At 50.3% G+C, this 16,322-nt stretch carries 14 protein-coding genes and 1 pseudogene; 10 read left to right on the plus strand and 5 right to left on the minus strand.

Annotation, left to right across the window (positions count from 1 at the left end; genetic code table 11):
* Nucleotides 1-130 precede the first annotated feature (130 nt).
* Entirely contained in the window at nt 131-484 is a 354-nt protein-coding gene (locus ACO6VE_RS10815; protein ID WP_422443806.1) for a glucuronate isomerase, read from the minus strand.
* Nucleotides 485-532: 48 nt separating this feature from the next.
* Here ACO6VE_RS10815 and ACO6VE_RS10820 point away from each other — a divergent pair.
* Nucleotides 533-1,051, plus strand: a pseudogene (locus tag ACO6VE_RS10820) (YgjV family protein).
* Between the two features lie 132 nt (nt 1,052-1,183).
* Here ACO6VE_RS10820 and ACO6VE_RS10825 read toward each other — a convergent pair.
* From ACO6VE_RS10825 to ACO6VE_RS10835, 3 genes are all read right to left on the minus strand, one after another.
* Nucleotides 1,184-3,376 carry a TonB-dependent hemoglobin/transferrin/lactoferrin family receptor gene (locus ACO6VE_RS10825; protein WP_422461258.1) on the minus strand — a complete coding sequence of 731 codons (2,193 nt, stop codon included), beginning with the start codon at nt 3,374-3,376 and terminating at the stop codon, nt 1,184-1,186.
* A gap of 410 nt (nt 3,377-3,786) precedes the next feature.
* The gene (locus tag ACO6VE_RS10830; RefSeq protein ID WP_422461260.1) at nt 3,787-5,436 is read right to left on the minus strand and encodes a hypothetical protein; all 1,650 of its coding nucleotides are present in this window, start codon (nt 5,434-5,436) and stop codon (nt 3,787-3,789) included.
* A 119-nt stretch (nt 5,437-5,555) separates the two neighbouring features.
* The gene (locus tag ACO6VE_RS10835) at nt 5,556-5,966 is read right to left on the minus strand and encodes a thiol-disulfide oxidoreductase DCC family protein (RefSeq protein ID WP_422461262.1); all 411 of its coding nucleotides are present in this window, start codon (nt 5,964-5,966) and stop codon (nt 5,556-5,558) included.
* A gap of 229 nt (nt 5,967-6,195) precedes the next feature.
* Here ACO6VE_RS10835 and ACO6VE_RS10840 point away from each other — a divergent pair, with 229 nt between their 5' ends.
* The 6 genes from ACO6VE_RS10840 to ACO6VE_RS10865 are packed head-to-tail and all read left to right on the plus strand — an operon-like array spanning nt 6,196 to nt 10,856.
* Nucleotides 6,196-6,879, plus strand: coding sequence for a TonB family protein (locus ACO6VE_RS10840; protein ID WP_422443813.1), 684 nt, complete (start codon nt 6,196-6,198; stop codon nt 6,877-6,879).
* 35 nt (nt 6,880-6,914) lie between these two features.
* Nucleotides 6,915-7,670, plus strand: a complete 756-nt coding sequence (locus tag ACO6VE_RS10845; protein WP_422443815.1) for a MotA/TolQ/ExbB proton channel family protein — start codon at nt 6,915-6,917, stop codon at nt 7,668-7,670.
* A complete protein-coding gene (locus ACO6VE_RS10850) occupies nt 7,667-8,107 on the plus strand; it encodes an ExbD/TolR family protein (RefSeq protein WP_422443817.1) in 441 nt (146 codons plus the stop codon). Before ACO6VE_RS10845 ends, ACO6VE_RS10850 begins: the two co-directional genes overlap by 4 nt.
* Nucleotides 8,104-9,018 (plus strand): heme/hemin ABC transporter substrate-binding protein, encoded by a 915-nt coding sequence (locus ACO6VE_RS10855; protein ID WP_422443819.1) that lies wholly within the window; start codon nt 8,104-8,106, stop codon nt 9,016-9,018. Before ACO6VE_RS10850 ends, ACO6VE_RS10855 begins: the two co-directional genes overlap by 4 nt.
* Nucleotides 9,008-10,054: a FecCD family ABC transporter permease gene (locus tag ACO6VE_RS10860; protein ID WP_422461264.1), complete on the plus strand. Its 1,047-nt coding sequence runs from the start codon at nt 9,008-9,010 to the stop codon at nt 10,052-10,054. Before ACO6VE_RS10855 ends, ACO6VE_RS10860 begins: the two co-directional genes overlap by 11 nt.
* A 1-nt stretch (nt 10,055) precedes the next feature.
* Nucleotides 10,056-10,856 carry a heme ABC transporter ATP-binding protein gene (locus ACO6VE_RS10865; RefSeq protein WP_422443822.1) on the plus strand — a complete coding sequence of 267 codons (801 nt, stop codon included), beginning with the start codon at nt 10,056-10,058 and terminating at the stop codon, nt 10,854-10,856.
* Between the two features lie 55 nt (nt 10,857-10,911).
* Here ACO6VE_RS10865 and ACO6VE_RS10870 read toward each other — a convergent pair whose 3' ends face one another.
* The gene (locus ACO6VE_RS10870) at nt 10,912-12,462 is read right to left on the minus strand and encodes an AAA family ATPase (RefSeq protein ID WP_422443824.1); all 1,551 of its coding nucleotides are present in this window, start codon (nt 12,460-12,462) and stop codon (nt 10,912-10,914) included.
* 404 nt (nt 12,463-12,866) lie between these two features.
* On the opposite strand from ACO6VE_RS10870, the gene hutW reads away from it, so the two are divergent.
* The 3 genes from hutW to ACO6VE_RS10885 all read left to right on the plus strand — a co-directional run bounded on the left by hutW (nt 12,867) and on the right by ACO6VE_RS10885 (nt 15,844).
* Nucleotides 12,867-14,246: a heme anaerobic degradation radical SAM methyltransferase ChuW/HutW gene (gene hutW / locus ACO6VE_RS10875; RefSeq protein WP_422461266.1), complete on the plus strand. Its 1,380-nt coding sequence runs from the start codon at nt 12,867-12,869 to the stop codon at nt 14,244-14,246.
* The gene (hutX, locus tag ACO6VE_RS10880; protein ID WP_422443828.1) at nt 14,243-14,743 is read left to right on the plus strand and encodes a heme utilization cystosolic carrier protein HutX; all 501 of its coding nucleotides are present in this window, start codon (nt 14,243-14,245) and stop codon (nt 14,741-14,743) included. The genes hutW and hutX overlap by 4 nt, the downstream gene beginning before the upstream one ends.
* Nucleotides 14,744-15,094: 351 nt before the next feature.
* Entirely contained in the window at nt 15,095-15,844 is a 750-nt protein-coding gene (locus ACO6VE_RS10885; RefSeq protein ID WP_422461268.1) for a hypothetical protein, read from the plus strand.
* Nucleotides 15,845-16,322: the final 478 nt, after the last annotated feature.

Raw genomic sequence — 16,322 nt, forward strand, 5'->3', positions numbered from 1 at the left:
TCACGATCAGCCAGAATCCATGTTCACGCCTGGCCAGAATTCGTGTTCACGCTTTGCCAGAATGAGCGTTCACGATTAGCCAGAATATGCAGGGCATACGCATCTTCATCAAGTGTGAAGAGGATGATGGTCAGATTCGGGTCATTGCCCACTGAATATCCTCGCTGGTCCGTTCCGCCAGCAGCGTCATGTGCGCGGCAAAATCCGGATGCTCAGGGTCCGTTACCGAGTCGGGACGGAACGTCGTGATCACCCGGCCTTTCCAACCACTGTCGTTAATACGCAGGTGACTCTCCAGCGTGTCCACTGCAGTTTCGGTGGTGGCCAGAACGTCAATATTGAATCGTTCATAGAGACTGCGTGGCAGGAAGGCGTCGGTTTTCAGCTGTGCATCGATGTGTTCGTAAATTGACCGGGCGTTTTTACTGTTCAGTGGCTGATCAACACCCAGCACTGTTTGGCTTCTGATTACCGTTATGTACAACAGAATCTCCTTCGGGGGATTCTGCCATTGATTAACAGAGAAACCGTGATGTTTATTGCCCAGCTTGTTGGTGGCTTTGCCTTCCTGATCGGCATCATGGCCTTTTGGCAAAAAGATGATGTGAAATTCCGCTATCAAATGACTGCCTTCAGCCTGGTGATGGCACTGCACTTTGTTCTGATGGGGGCAACCGTTGCGGCAATAGGTGCGGTTATTAATAGCCTGCGCAGTTATGCATCGGTAAAAAGTCAGTCAAAAATTCTGATGGCCATGTTCATTGTTTTGCTGATCGGCCTGACACTGCCCAATGTCGAGCAGTGATATGAAGTTCCGACCATTATCGGTTCGGTTGTTGCCACCTGGGCCCTGTTTTCCACCCGTGGCATTCCATTACAATCACTGATCCTTTTGAACTCCTGCTGCTGGCTGGTGCACAACCTGTTGACCGGGTCTGTTGGTGGCAGTCTGATTGAGGCAACGTTTGTGGTTACTAATAGCATTACCATTTATAAGCTTTATAAGGCAGCTGTTGTATCAGTACCGGTAATTCAGGAAGTTAAGCTATAGGGAACTCGGCTTTCCTCGTTCCCACACTCCGTGGCTAATGCATACCTGCACCAAGCGGTTTTTCACTTCCCATGAAAATGCAAAAGTTTGGGTATACTCCCACGAGGGACCGTGGGAGTGAGGTCAGAATGCTTAAATATCCCACTTCACGCTGACAGAGAAGTTACGGCCTGGCTGAGTGTAGCGGTTAAGTTCAGGATCGCCAAAACTACGACCACGGACATCTTCCAGTAACCAGTACTTTTTATCAGTGATGTTAAACAACCCGGCTCTTAACGTAACATCCTCCACAGGACTGTAATAAGCCGTTAGATCTACAAGCCCATAACCTGCCGGATTAAACTGGGTTTTACCTGTTGGCACTTCGGAGTCACTGACATCAGAGTCACTTTTACCTTTAACCAACGTCCAGGCAAGCTCACCACCGTAGTTTCCGGAAAGGTCATCATAGCCAAGACCGATCACAGCAGTTATGGGCGCAACACTGTTCAGCTTTTGATTATTTTCTTTATCTTCACCATCAGCATACGCAAGAGACCCTCGTAGTGCTGTTCCCATAGGGGCACCGATTGTTTCGTCAAGCCATAATTGACCCCTGAGTTCAACACCTTGAATTTCCGCTTTACCAATATTCTGTGCTTGAGTGATTCCTCCGGTGTATGTTGGGTCACTCATATCAGTGAATGTATCAATGAAGTTTGAGTAGCGATTATAAAAAGCTACAACTTCAAAACTACCTCTATGATCATCACCTCTTAAACCAAACTCAACAGACTGGCTCTCCTCTGGCTTCAGATCCGGGTTTGAGATGGTTTTATAGGGTTTACCATCAAAGCCTATACCCTTATGGGTATAGTACATATCGTATAAATCGGGCGCTTTAAACCCTTGGCTATACTGACCAAAAACGGAAAGCTCATCGCTCAAGTTATAAACAGCACCAAGTCGGCTAGTCAGCTTATTCCCTGTACTTTTTTCCAGCTTATCCCCTCCTGGAGAATACTTATAGCTGTCAAATCGCACCCCGGGGGTTAACACCAATCGGTCAGTTAAAGTAATTTCATCCTGAACAAAAAGGCCATATGTCAGCTTATCAACACTTGGAATGTACGTTTTGTCAGCAGGATCTTTCCCGGTCTCGTAACTGATATTTCTGTTTTCTGTTTTTACATCATTGACATCAAAACCATAAACAAAGCTATGTTCGGTATTACCTAACTGAACCTGTTTATCAAACTGAGTCGCCAGCTGAATGCTTTTTTCTCCATAGAAGTAAACATTCTTACGGTCATTGTATCTACTTGTGGCCGGGATCCAGGTCGTCTGGTCCATCTTTGAATCTTGCCAGTCCAGCTGGGTTCTCAGACTATCAAAAGCAGTGAGACCTGCCTCCCATTCATGAAAGGCACCAATGCGCTTACGGCTGGCAATATCTTCGCCTGTTGTACCACCTGGCAGCAGTTTTTCTCCTGACTTCAGCTTAACCTTAGTCTTAGCGTCCAGGTATTCACCAGTCAGACCAACTCGATGATCATCGTTCACCTGATACTGTAATTTACCCAGAAAGTTATTGCTGCCAGTATCCAGAGGATCAGCAGCGCCTCTTGCATTACCTTCAATATCTGCACCACTATGAGTTTCCAGTTCTTCAACATCTCTTCGGGTATAGATCAGCATACTTTCAAGATCACCTGTACGATTTGCCAGGGTGAAAGTTTCTGCAAAGCCATGATCTGCACTGGTGTAACTACCCTTTACCGAAGCAGTAGTATCATCACCATCAGACTTCAGGTAATCAGAGGGATCTTTTGTCTGATAAGCAACAATACCCCCAATAGCATCACTTCCATAAAGGCTTGATGCAGGCCCTTTAACAACTTCCACAGCTTTAATGGCATCAATATCAATAAAGTTTCTTTGTGAACGCTGGTAAGTAAAACCAGAGTCAAACTGCTGCGGCTGGTCTATGCCATCCACCATAATTTTAACCCGGTTGCCTTCCATACCCCGGATATTAAAACCTTCAGACCCGGTACGACCATCGGAACCAACACTGATGCCCGGCTCGTAACGAACCAAGTCTCTGATATCGGTAGCCAGCTGTTTTTCCAGCTGTTCTTCGTCCATAACTACGATCGTTCCAGCAATATCTTTCAACTGCTTCTCAGAACGTGCAGCGGTTACCGTAACCTGATTCATCAGAGTCGGCTGATATTTTTTATCGGTGCTTTCTGTGGCAGTTTCAGCCAGAACAGGCGAGGTTTGCACAAGAGAAACGGTGGCCGCCATCACAGCCAGCGCCAGCGTATTTTTTGAAAATTTCATGAATTTCAATCTGTACCAGTGTGGGCTTTAACAGCCACCAGTTGCCTTTTGACAGTCGCCAATGACCGCCTGCTTCTTCTGATTCTCATGCTGAAAAAAATACGCAATGAGAATAAACAACGGCGGGATAATAATTATAAAAAATATCTAATGCAAATCATTATCATTAAGCTTTATATGAGAACAGACGACTACGGTTGTATTTCACGCAGAGCGAGGCTATATGGGTATTAGCGCTCTCCTGCACTAGGAGGCTGTCCGAGAATAGCGCCCGTAGCGAGGATGGCAGAAAATTGAGGATAAAAATTCCGTTTTGTGAGGTGAATAGCGGGGCTATTTGCCGAACAAAACGGAATTTTTAGACCAATTTGCTGCCACCGCAGTAGGGCAGTCTATTCTCGGACAGCCTCCTAGTCTTTGGGAACATCATGACACCGTTGATTCTGATAGGGTGATGTTTTGAATTTTTTGAAATCATCAACAACCATCTGATGGGTAACCTCGCCCAGGCTCTTTCCCTCATCTTTCAGGCGCTGCTTGATTCGCTCCCAGCGATCAGGGGTCAGTGAGCCAATGATGTCACCGGTTATGTTATTTACTAACTGATACCGGTCTTCATAAATATGGAGGCGGACCCTTTCAGTGCCCCGGTTAACCACCAGATTGTTACGGTCAGTTTGTTGCCACTCATTTCTTTGCAGGGTTTGCCGCTGGGCTTTGGTCAATGTTTGTTTCCCTTGCAGTGCCAGCACCAGCTGGAAATCCTCCTCTGCCATGTCCAGAATCGCATCTTCATCAATGGTGACTTCAGGGTGATCCTGTTTCAGTTTTGCCACCAGTGCCCGGCGCTCCTGATCCTGGGGGGAGGGGGTTGTGGCGCTCAGGCGCTTGCCTTTTCTGATGGTCTGTTGCATTTCAGCAAGCTGCGCGGGATACAAATGGCTTGAGTCACTCAGGCGGTCGTAACGGGAAATTGCTTCGAAACTTTCAGTGATTCTTTCCACTTTTCCCGTGATGATCATGATGTTTTGCCGTGTCTTTTGCTGATCCGCAGCACTGATATCGGGCATTTTCAAAATGAATTGCAGGCTTACCAGTTGTTCTCTCAGTGCGTCAAAGTAACCGTACAGATGGTCGTCGTCGCCCCCCTGTAACTGATTGGGCATCACCGGCTTGTTGGCATTGATCAAACCCCGCAAAAAGTTGGCGCGATCATTGACGTCCTTTGCGGTTCTTGCCTTGTGCAGTTGTTGCAAGAGGATATTGCACTCGTCGTGATAGCCCTTGATCAAAAAGTGTTTTATCTCTTCGAGATGGACACTTATCTGATTTTTCAGCTGATCAAACGTCTGTGGGCTTGTTGAAGCTTCGTTGCACAGAGCACTGCGCACTGCTGCTTGCCACAGCGCAAACTGCTTTATCAATTCCGGTCCGTAACGTTTCTGATAGGCGCTTTTAATGGCGTTTATTTGGGCATTGATGTGTTCCTGCCTTGCTTCCAGCTGAGCACCTGTACTGGAGTCCTTATCGACTTTAGTCAGCTGGTCAGCCACTTGCTCTAACTCTAAAGCCCGCTTTTTAACCTTGTTGAGCAGGAAGATTTTCCCTGTTGGCAGTTCTGCTGCTCTGCTGCCACCTACTGCACCCTCCACGGGCAAGGAATGTTCATCTCTGGCAGATGGAGGACTCAGTACAGAGCCTGGCGCAGACGCATCCCCAAGCCTTAGAACGGGAGGCCGGAGTACGAGTGTCGGGTTCCTCTGTGGCTCTATCGTGATGGTTCTACTGCCAGAAGATCCCCCGCGCTGGTGGAAGTGGAAAAGTGTGGCATTCACTGGTGCGGGGACGAAGTGATCCCAATGGGTGAATGAGGACAGGTCACATTGATGCTGGTGGGTTTTGGTCTGGCAATAGCCGGAGCCGGGCACGTCAGCCAGGCAGCATTGCCTGAAGAAGGCGGTCACTTCCTTTCGAATCTCCGCCAGGCGGGCCGAAGGGGCAGTAGAATCTGAAACGCCAACGCTGAATTTGGAAACCAAAGGCAGGTTCATATCTAGCATACAGATACTTCCATTATTAACTGTTGAGATACAAGCCCATACGCTGGTTCAGTTCCTGTTTATGGCTTGAGATGGATCTTTCCTGTTAGATACCCGGTTGGAAAAATAGTTCCCGAGTACTAGGATTTATTACACTCATTTTTACCCAGTATCGGCCCCAGGCGGCGGGATAAGCCATGACGGTTCTTCGCAAACAGTTCGTAGCCAAAATCAGCAATACAGGCGACGCCCGGCCAGCGTAAAGGGGCAACCAGGCACCCCATACCTACAGCTTCCCAGGCCGCCAGAGTTGCATCCACCCCCTTGACTACACGGCCATCAGCCAGCTTCGCGTGAATAACCCGATCCAGTTCTGCCAGGTCAAATTCCGGGTATTTTTCCTGAAAACCATCCTGTCTGATATCAACCAGCTTCAGTAAACCTTTGCGGTTCTTTTTCGCCAGATGATCGACTTCACGCATGCACAGCGGGCATTCTCCATCGTAGAAAAGCGTAACAGGCAGGGATATTTCTTTTCTTTTTAGCACCATAACTGCAATCACCGAAGGTAAATGATTTTTCGAGAATGTAAGCAACCTTTAATAAACGTTTTTTTGCCAATTTTACGGCCCGGGCAGTGCTCCAGATCAAACAATTGGCGGATATTACTTATTAGCACAAACAATGCGAATTATTATCATTCATGTTATTGAACACCTTTTATGCTTCGAGTAACCTACGCTGCTGTTAGGTCATTCAACACTATTATCGCTCCTGGTCATGCCTAAAAAAGCTTTCTTCACATTGCTGATATCCGTTGCGGCCCATGTGGCGGTGGTGGTTGCGCTGGACCACCAGGAATCTGAGCCCAGAACCATTTATATGGGTTCTATCCAGGCACCGGTTTCCGTGAGCTTTGCCACGGTCAGCCAGCCGGAACCGCCGGTCAAAGAGCCGGTTGTTCAGGAAGAACCTGAGCCTGAACCAAAGGTAGTCCAGAAACCGATAGAGAACGCCAGGCCCGTTCTTGAAAAGAAAGCACCCAAGCCAGAGCCGGTAAAGAAAAAACCGGAAAAAATCACCGAAAAGTCCAAACCCGTTGAGAAGACCAGGCCTGAAGTGACTGAGCCGGTGATGGCAAAAACCGTGACTGAGAGAAGCCCGTCCCCCGGACTGAGCAACGAGCCCGTGATGGTGAGTGAACCGGAAATCCGTGACTGGGTTCAACCCCGCTACCCGAAACTGGCGCAACGGAGAAATCAGCAGGGCGTGGTGATGCTCGATGTAATTGTTGATGAACGGGGTCACCCGATCACCATCGATATTCTTGAGTCATCCGGCTACCCCGTGCTGGACAGGGCAGCCATTGATGCCGTTAAGCGCTGGTCATTCAAGCCCGAGCAACGTAATAGCCAATTTGTGAAATCCCGGGTGCATATTCCCGTCGCATTTGAAATCAGTTGATTCAGCAAACCATTTACTACTGAGCAGGTAACGCCATGTTGACAGAACACCTTGCATCACTGGGGATCATGGCCTGGCCATTACTGATCACCTCTTGCCTTGGACTGGCCATGATTCTTGAGCGGCTGGTGACCTATGCCCTGCTGCCCTCCATGAACCGCAAGGGGATGACCGCACTGTTTAATGAAGTGCGTCAATGCTGTGGCAGCGATAAGCAGGCACAAAGCAAGGACAATCTTTGCCAGGATCTTAGCCAGGGCAAAGGCATTCGTCAGGGGGTTGCAGTGCTTCTGAGCCACAGCACCTGGGAAAAGTCGATGCGTGAGGAAGTGGCTGGCCTGTGGCTGCTGAAGCAGAAGCGTAGCCTGAATGCCTGGCTGAAGCCATTGATGCTGATTGGTGTGCTGGCCCCTATGCTGGGTCTGCTGGGTACCGTATTGGGTATGATCGATATGTTCCGTGATATTGCCGCCGTGGCCGGTCCGGTCACTCCGGATATTCTGGCTGCGGGTCTGTGGCAGGCGATGTTCACCACCGCATTCGGTTTGATCATCGCAATTCCAGCCCTGGCGGCGGCTCACGGTTTTGGTGTCTGGGCTAACCATTATCTCTCCAAGCTGGAGTTTGCCCTGAATCACACTAACCTGCTGCTGGAAGGCCTGACGATGGACGACGACGGTTTAGCCACTTCGCCTTCAGCACCTGCTGTTAAGAGTTTGACGGAAAAGGGTAGTGCCAGCTCAGAGACTGGCCAGCCAGACGTCCTCCGTGCCGGAGCGGTAGCGGCATGATTCGCATCAACGATATTGATGAAACCAGTGCATCACTCTCCATGGCGGATCTGACGCCGCTGCTGGATGTGGTGTTTATCGTCATGGTGTTTCTACTGTTCACCGCCAATGTACAGACCCTGAGCCTGCCGGTGGAACTGCCTCAGGCAACCCGGCAGGAGGCGTCGGTCACCACGGCCCCAAAAACGCTGACCGTCAGTATTCTGGAACAGGGTGAGCCCTGGGCTATTGGTGAACAGAAGTTTGAGCAGTGGGAAGTGTTCGCTACCACTTTGTTGAAACAGGTGAAAGAAGCTCCCGGTACCACTGTACTGATTGCCGGTGATAAAGATGCCCCCCTGGGCAATCTGGTCAAGCTGATGATGTTTTTCAGCCAGCACAAGATTGACGCTGCGCAGGTGCTGATGGAACAGGAAGATGGTAAAGGCGAACCATGAAGAAAACGTTTAAACCACTGTTGGCCGCCCTGGTGGCTGTTTCTGCTGCCATGGGTGGCAACGCTGCACTGGCGCACGGATCACACGACAATCAACGTATTGTCTCTGCTGGCAACGGGGTAACCGAGATTATCTATGCCCTGGGTGCCGGTGATCAGGTGATTGCCGTTGACCAGACCAGCACCTGGCCCCTGGAAGTCAACCAGTTGCCCAGGCTCGGCTATCATAAACAGCTGTCTGCTGAGGGGATTCTGGCGCTTGGGCCTACCCTGCTGATCGGCACTGAAGACATGGGCCCAACGGCAACCCTGACCCAGTTGAAAAGTGCCGGTGTTGCGGTGGCAGCCCTGCCCCTGGAGCATACCGCTGACAGCATTGAACATCAGATCAAGTCACTGGCCGGTATTCTTGGTAAAGAGGAACAGGGCGAAGCGCTGTGGGACGACATCGAAGACTCCCTGGATGAGGCGCAAGCCATGGCCAGTGCTTATCAACAACAGCATGAAAAGAACGTACCGGTCCTGTTTGTCCTGACCATGGGCGGGCGCTCCCCAACCATCGCCGGTACCGGCACTGCGGCTAATGCGATCATTGGTCTGGCAGGGGGATACAACCCCGCAGCAGAGCAGTTTAAAGGGTACAAGGCACTGTCCAATGAAGCCATGCTGCTGCTGGCACCCGAGGTCATCATTTTTCCGGGCTCAACCAGTAACCCGGATATGACACCGGCAAAACTGCTGGAACAGATGCCCATCCTGAAGCAGACGCCTGCTGGCCAAAACGGCCGGGTGGTCGCCATTGATGGCAATATGCTGCTAGGCGGCCTCGGCCCAAGAACGGGGGATGTTGCACTGTCCCTGGCGAAATCTTTTTACTTAGACCAAGGTAATCCATCCTCCAATGAGTCGTAACCATCAGGGGGCACTGCTGTTAACCGCGCTGGCAATCCTGCTGCCAGTCGTGGTGATTGTGTCCATTGGCGTGGGCGCTGTGCCCATTCCCGCAGGTGATATTCTGACCATACTGTTTGACCGGCTGGGTTTGTCCGACAGCACCATCAGCAACCAGTCTGCGCTGATTATTGAGTCCATTCGTTTACCCAGAACACTGCTGGGGCTGATTGTCGGTGGCTCGCTGGCAGTGGCCGGTGCCTCCATGCAGGGCCTGTTCCGAAACCCACTGGCGGACCCCAGTATTGTCGGTGTCTCCAGCGGTGCGGCCCTGGGTGCGGGTAGTGCTATTGTCCTGGGCGGTCTGCTGTTTGCCGGTGCTCCATCCCTGGTGCAAAGCTACAGCGTTTCCATTCTGGCTTTTGTTGGCGGGGTACTGTCCACCTGGCTGGTGTATAAAGTCGGTACCACCAGCAACGGCACGTCGGTGGCAACAATGCTGCTGGCCGGTGTGGCGATCAATGCCCTGGCCGGTGCCGGGATGGGGATGTTGAACTACGTTGCGGACGATACCATGCTGCGCAACCTGACCTTCTGGCAGATGGGCAGCCTGGGGGGCGCTACGTGGGATCTGGTGATTATCTGTGCCACGCTATTAATCCCGGTGGTCCTGATTCTTGGCCGTTATGGCCTGGTGCTGAACGCGCTGCTGCTGGGTGAGTCGGAAGCTCGCCACCTGGGCATTGATGTCCAGAAGGTCAAGCTGACCCTGATTTTCCTGACAGCCCTGGCCGTGGGGGTTTCCGTTTCCGTCAGTGGTTTTATCGGTTTTGTGGGACTTGTGGTTCCTCATCTGATTCGCCTGGCGGTTGGCCCGGACCATCGTATTCTGTTGCCAGCCTCGGCCATGCTGGGCGGTATTCTGTTACTGGTAGCGGATATGCTGTCCCGCACCATTGTCGCCCCGGCAGAACTTCCCATCGGTATTGTCACTGCCCTGATGGGTGCCCCTTTCTTCCTGTCACTGTTGTGGCAGCAACGTAAAAGGATTGTCTGATATGGCCTCTGGTAAGGAAAGCGCAGCGGTAAACACGCTGGAAGTTCGGGGCGTATCGGTGCAGATCGGAGACAGGCACCTGCTTCAGGACATTAATCTGACCCTGAAGCCCCGGGAAGTGGTCTCGGTGCTTGGCCCAAACGGTGCCGGTAAAAGCACCTTGATGAAAGTCATCAGTGGCGAGAGAAAACCTTCCAGCGGCGAAGTGCTGCTTAATGGTCGCAGTGACTGGCCATTGAACCATCAGGCATTGATGCTCGGCGTGTTGCCGCAGTCATCCTCGTTGAGCTTTCCCTTTACGGCGGAAGAAGTCGTCCTGCTTGGCCGCATTCCCTGTGCCAGTCACCATGATGAAAACCTGATGATTACCCGGGAAGCGCTTAACAAAGTTGATGGCTTGCATTTGCAGGATCGTCATTACACCACCCTTTCCGGTGGTGAACGCCAGCGTGTGCATATGGCGCGGGTATTGGCTCAGATCTGGGATGAAAGCCCTTATGGTCAGCGCTACCTGTTGCTTGATGAGCCTACATCGGCACTGGACCCGGCCCATCAACAGCTGACCCTGAAAATGGCCAGACAGGAAGCAGACCAGGGCATCGGCGTGATGGTTATCATGCACGACCTGAATCTGGCCGCGCGCTATTCTGACCGGATTGTGATCCTCAGAAATGGCAGGATAGCTGCAGAAGGCACACCCCATCAGGTTCTGACCCCGGAAACGATTGGACAAGTGTTCGATATTGAGGTCAGTGTATCTGAGCACCCGGCCTATCACTGCCCGCTGGTTGTGAACCATTAATTGGCCGTTTAAGTGATGGCCTGACGATGCAGCGTCAGGCCCCAAACAACCAGCGCTACCCTCCTGCCAGCACCGGCTCTCCGTTCCATTGTTCGACCTTATTCCCGGAAGAAATCCGGCTCTTTGCCGCAAGGCCATGGGCAAACGTCTCAAATACCTGGGATATATATTTTTCCAGGGAGCGCAGTCCCGGGTCTTGATCCGTTTCAATAAAGTCATGAATCATGTCATGACCGCTCTGTGGTAAGGTGAAATCGGCAAAAAGCTTACCCGCCGACTGATAACGCCTTTCCTTATTGGGAATCATGGTTTCAAAGGCAATTCTCTGTTTCGCGCTGGTATCGAAACCGTCAAATACGACTTTATCCAGTCTGGAGGCAATGGCCTCAAGCTCAGGATCGTGGGTGCTTAATTCATGAATATCACGGTTACCGGCAAGAATGATGGTCTCAGGCAAACGTACTTCTGTTTTCAAATAAGGACTGTAGTAAGAACGATTGGACGGATCGAGCAGCTTCAACATAAACGACAGTACATCTTTGCTTTTCTCGTTTCCGGAGATGAAGAGCCGATCAAACTCATCAATCAGCAGAACCTGATTATGGTGATTAATATCCTGGCTTGAATCGGTACGGGCAACAATCGCATCCAGAATTCTGCCAGCCCTGGCATTGGCACTTTCAAACGGGGTTCCGACAATATCATCAATGGAGGCACCATCGAGATTGACAATGGCAAGGTTAGTCCCCATCGCTTCCGCCAGCTGTTTGGCTGCATGGGTCTTGCCGGTTCCGGGTGCGCCCAGGAAATAAATCGGGTAATGGCTATCATGGATTGAGGAATCGGTCTGCTGGTAAATCAGCTCGGAATGGACAAACCGTTTTAACCGTTCGCCTACGTGGGTTGGGTAGTCCTGCAAGGCTTCCTCAATTTTCTCTTCATCGTACACCAGTGCTTTGGAGTAAAACGGAAGCCTTAATGCTTTATCCAGAATTTTCTGCAACCGGTTGAGTGCTTCGCCGCCAGGGCTTCGCCAGAAACTGTAAAACAGCTCATCCTCGATGTAATGTTGTGTGCGTTTGTCCAGCAATGCTTTCTTGGCACCATAGGCCAGAATCAAATTCTCCTCGGCCAGCTTGGGCGCAAATATTCCGTAATAAACATTCATGGTAAATGGAACAGATGTCGCCACTATTAATGTGCCGACCATCGTAAAAGACACGTAAGCTAACAGGTTAGTAAAATCCGAGCTGGTCCTCACAAATTGGTAAATGGCTCCTTTGTACGAAAATGCTGTTCCAGCAATAGCAAAAGCAGGAACATAAAACGCCAGATAGGGTAACGACTCATAGAGAGAGTACTCCTTCAGTACCCAGTTGTACTGCCGTTTTGCTTCAGCCCAGCCTGCCCTTACCTGAGCTTCAATGGGTTGTCCCCCATATCCGGGGGCATTCAGACGATCAAAGAAACGGTTGTTTGCCATATATTGCCTGACATAGCTGATGTGTAATTTATCCGGTGTTACCGCAGTCTCATCTGCCAGGGCAATGGGACACAAAATAAAGGAGACTAAAAAGGAAATACAAAACTGCCTGAACTGCTTCATCAATTTAACCTTATTAACTTTGTTCGATTTGCGCAGTTAGACAATATTTTCCTGATCAAGGTTCACAGGCATGAACTAATCCAATGATTGCGGTAATTCCGGTGACCATTCACATCCCGGAAATGGCCTGCATGGTCGTCACGTAACCACAACAGTCCCACAGTGGTAAACCGAAGTTTTTCACCTGAAATCTGTTGATCTGTATCAATTGCACACCACCTTACAAATCAAAATAATAATAATTCTCATTTTGCTAGTTAGAACCCGACCTTCACCACCCCTTGGTAACATTTTGATTTTAAACGATTAAAAATCGTGCCAACCATATATTCGAATAGAATATATGCTTCAAAATCAAATGATTACGTTATTTTGGTGGTGAAAGTGGGTAGAACGATCCGATTATGGTTGCCAGACACACCCTGGGTCCCGAGCTGACCGGGATATCATCCCCTGATCCACTGAAGTTTGCCTTTACCGGCAAGAAGTCAGCCCACACCCACAGCGGCTCCATTCCGGTTCCTGCCGGGCAGACTCAGGCTATGTACCGGCAACTTATGGATAGCCCTGCTAACCCACAGCTGCTCACGGACAGTAAGCGACTGGCCTATATTCATATTCCTTTTTGCAGAACCCATTGCTCTTACTGTGGCTTCTTTCAAAACACCACCAAAAAAGATGAAATTGCCCGCTATGTCGACTATCTGGAGCGGGAAATTCGCCTGTCGGCACAGGATGCCTGGACTCAGGGAGGCCTGTTCCATGGCGTCTATTTTGGCGGCGGGACACCCACCGACCTGACCCCGGAGCAGATTATTCGCCTTGGCAATGCAGTATGTGAGTCCCTGCCACTGGCCAACGATGTTGAGATGACCTTTGAAGGCCGTTTTCATGGCTTTGATAACGACAAAATCGCAGCCTGCCTGGAATCCGGGTTTAACCGCTTCTCCCTGGGGGCACAGAGTTTTAATACCACCATCCGCCGCCGCATGAGCCGGATCGACTCCGGTGAATTCCTGCTGGAAAGGCTGGACTATGTCAGCAGTCTGAACAATGCAGCCGTCGTCGTAGACCTGATGTTCGGTCTGCCGGGCCAAACCCTGGATGACTGGGAGCAGGATCTGCACACCTTCCTGCAATCCAAAGCCCATGGTGTCGATCTTTATCAACTCATTCTGCTGGGTTCCAGCCGGATGAAGCAGTCGATTGACAATGGCTCCATGCCCGAGCCGGCCAGCTCACCGGAGCGTGCGGAAATGTTCCGCCGGGGCGTTGATATCCTCAGTTCCCACAAAGTGGGTCGACTGACTGTCAGCCACTGGGGACGGGATACCCGGGAGCGGAATATCTACAACCACGGGGTAAAATCCGGTGCCGAAATCATGCCGTTTGGTGCCGGTGCCGGTGGTAACTTTGCCGGGCACAATGCCATGAGCCTGAGAACACTGCCCGCCTATTACGAGGCCCTGGATGCTGGCCAAAAGCCCCTGATGATGATGAGCAAAGCCACGGGTAATAAACCGCTGCTGGGCACCATCGGCTCGGGTTTTGACCGTGGCTGGTTGGAAATCGGCAAGCTTGACCATGTTGCTGGTGCAGGCATGAGCGAGCACTGCATGCCGCTGTTTGACGCCTGGCAGGACAATGGCCTGGCCACCATTCACCATGGCATTCTCGATTTGACGCTGCCCGGGCAATTCTGGAACGTCACCATGCACCAGGCCCTGATTAATTTTCTTGAACAACATCCTTTTGCTGGAAAAAACACGGAGAAAGCTGCATGACTCTGGCTCAACAGGTACAGGATATTCTGACCGGAAACCCGGCCATTTTACCGGCAGATATAGCTAACCAGCTCAATGCCAGCGAACTGGACGTGATTCAGGCCATGCCCGCTGACATGGTGACATTGATTGATGCCAGCCATTACCTGGATGTCCTGCGGGATATCAAAACCTGGGGCGAACTGACGCTGGTGATTGATGTGGATGGTTCAATTTTTGAAATGGTTGGCCATTTCCCGAAAGGGGGTGAAAAGTTCGGCTATTACAATCTGAGCGACCGCCGGACACCGCTGAAAGGACACCTGAAGCTGGATAATGTTGCGGTGATCGCCCTGGTCAGCAAGCCCTTCCATGGTGTAGCAACCCGCTCGGTGCAATTCCTGAGCAAACAGGGCCGTATGTTGTTCAAAGTTTACCTGCGTCGGGATAAAGAGCAGAACTTTTTGCCGGAACAGCTGGAAAAATTTGAGGCGTTGAAGAGACTCTCTGCCGCCTGACTATCTACCCGGTAACCAGGATTACCGGGATTTAAAACTTGCGTCTGTGATCTTCCTCCTGAGGCCTCCGTCACCACCCGGAGGCTGGTCGGGAGTAGCCTGCGAATTTGCAGCAAAACCCAATGTCTGGTTGACTCAAATATTGCAAGAATGGTGTCCGGGAGGAACTTTTAACAGAAAGAACAGTCTCAAGGCAGAATTCAATAATTCCATAATCTAATGGATATACCTGCCTGCTCTGATTCACACGCTATTTCTTGTTGTCTTCAAGATACCGCTTCGTCTGGACCTGGTACATCGGGTCAACTCTTCTTCCGTGAAATAGCAGAAGCAGCAAATATTCTATGTGCCATGGGTACTCATAAAACTAATGAACACCACCTTCAGCAGCCAACGAAGTCTTTTCACAATGCATTGAATGATTCCCGGTTTGAAAACAGATCGATCGTCATCGCTTATAGCGATAATGAAGAAGATCAACCACGTCACTTACCGGCAACAACAGGATCGCAGAATAATGATCCTGCTCCCGTGTATATTCCTGAAAATGAACGGTTTTCAATCTATTCTCTGTTAGGGTTAGGGGGTGAAATTCATTCATCAGACGATTTAGCCTTGGCAAGAGTTGATGAGTCTGATGAACGTTGCTCCTTACCCATTGAGCACGAAAAGGAGCCTCGTAAAGCGCTCACCGATACACAGCACCGAAGGGAGCGCTATAAAAATGACCCTTCCTACGCCGAGCAACTCAGGAAGAAAAGCAGGGAACGTTACCGAAATGATCCCGCTTACGCAGAGCGCCAAAGGAAGCGCCAAAGGGATCGCAAAAGAGAGCGCTACCACAATGATCCCGTTTACGCAGAACACAAAAGGGAGCTCAAAAGAAAGCTTCGCAGAAATCCCGTTTATGTAGAATTCGAAAGGAAGAAAAACAGGGAACGCTACCAGAATAATCCCGCTTACCGAGAGCGCCTAAGGGAGCGCCAAAGGGAGAGCAGAAGGCTGCGCTACCACAATGATCCTGATTTCGCAGAGCGCAGAAGAGAAGCGTCACGAAGATACCGCTTACGCAAAGCACAAAAAAATGCGTCACCAGAATGATCCCTGTTTTGCCAATAGATAAGTAGTTAACCAAATGAAATCATATTAAAAAGCAATTCTAAATGAACTTTTGCAAAATAATTCAGTCAAATAGACGTATCCCCTGTTTGCCGCAGCATTACTGCCATAAAAATTGTGGGATATAAATAACTAATATTCTGAGGATATAAGACATATGAATGTCTCTCATCGTACTCCACCGGTGATCAAACAGCCACAACAAGTGGAACATCGGTCGGCCGGTTATGGCTGTGATTTTCACGCTGTTAAAGAAACTGCTAAAATTTCGAGTGGCTATGGTGCTATCGGTGCCTTCGGCGGTTACATGGGGGGTGCATTAATATCCAAGTGCCAAATCGCTTATGCCTTCCTCGGCATACCTATTGGTTTTGCCAGTCTTGCCTGTCCTGTAGCCACCTTTATTGGCATCTCTAGTCACTGCGCTTGCGTCAAGAAACTTCCGGAACGACAGATCGCC

Origin of the sequence: Endozoicomonas sp. ALB115, from assembly GCF_049310245.1 — a bacterium.
Taxonomy (GTDB): domain Bacteria; phylum Pseudomonadota; class Gammaproteobacteria; order Pseudomonadales; family Endozoicomonadaceae; genus Endozoicomonas.

Coding starts and splice junctions, on each gene's coding strand:
- ACO6VE_RS10825 (WP_422461258.1), bottom strand. CDS start 3,376: ATGAAATTTTCAAAAAATACGCTGGCGCTGGCTGTGATGGCGGCCACC.
- ACO6VE_RS10870 (WP_422443824.1), bottom strand. CDS start 12,462: ATGAAGCAGTTCAGGCAGTTTTGTATTTCCTTTTTAGTCTCCTTTATT.
- hutX (WP_422443828.1), top strand. CDS start 14,243: ATGACTCTGGCTCAACAGGTACAGGATATTCTGACCGGAAACCCGGCC.
- ACO6VE_RS10860 (WP_422461264.1), top strand. CDS start 9,008: ATGAGTCGTAACCATCAGGGGGCACTGCTGTTAACCGCGCTGGCAATC.
- ACO6VE_RS10865 (WP_422443822.1), top strand. CDS start 10,056: ATGGCCTCTGGTAAGGAAAGCGCAGCGGTAAACACGCTGGAAGTTCGG.
- ACO6VE_RS10845 (WP_422443815.1), top strand. CDS start 6,915: ATGTTGACAGAACACCTTGCATCACTGGGGATCATGGCCTGGCCATTA.
- ACO6VE_RS10885 (WP_422461268.1), top strand. CDS start 15,095: ATGGGTACTCATAAAACTAATGAACACCACCTTCAGCAGCCAACGAAG.
- ACO6VE_RS10830 (WP_422461260.1), bottom strand. CDS start 5,436: ATGCTAGATATGAACCTGCCTTTGGTTTCCAAATTCAGCGTTGGCGTT.
- ACO6VE_RS10855 (WP_422443819.1), top strand. CDS start 8,104: ATGAAGAAAACGTTTAAACCACTGTTGGCCGCCCTGGTGGCTGTTTCT.
- ACO6VE_RS10850 (WP_422443817.1), top strand. CDS start 7,667: ATGATTCGCATCAACGATATTGATGAAACCAGTGCATCACTCTCCATG.
- ACO6VE_RS10840 (WP_422443813.1), top strand. CDS start 6,196: ATGCCTAAAAAAGCTTTCTTCACATTGCTGATATCCGTTGCGGCCCAT.
- ACO6VE_RS10835 (WP_422461262.1), bottom strand. CDS start 5,966: ATGGTGCTAAAAAGAAAAGAAATATCCCTGCCTGTTACGCTTTTCTAC.
- hutW (WP_422461266.1), top strand. CDS start 12,867: ATGGTTGCCAGACACACCCTGGGTCCCGAGCTGACCGGGATATCATCC.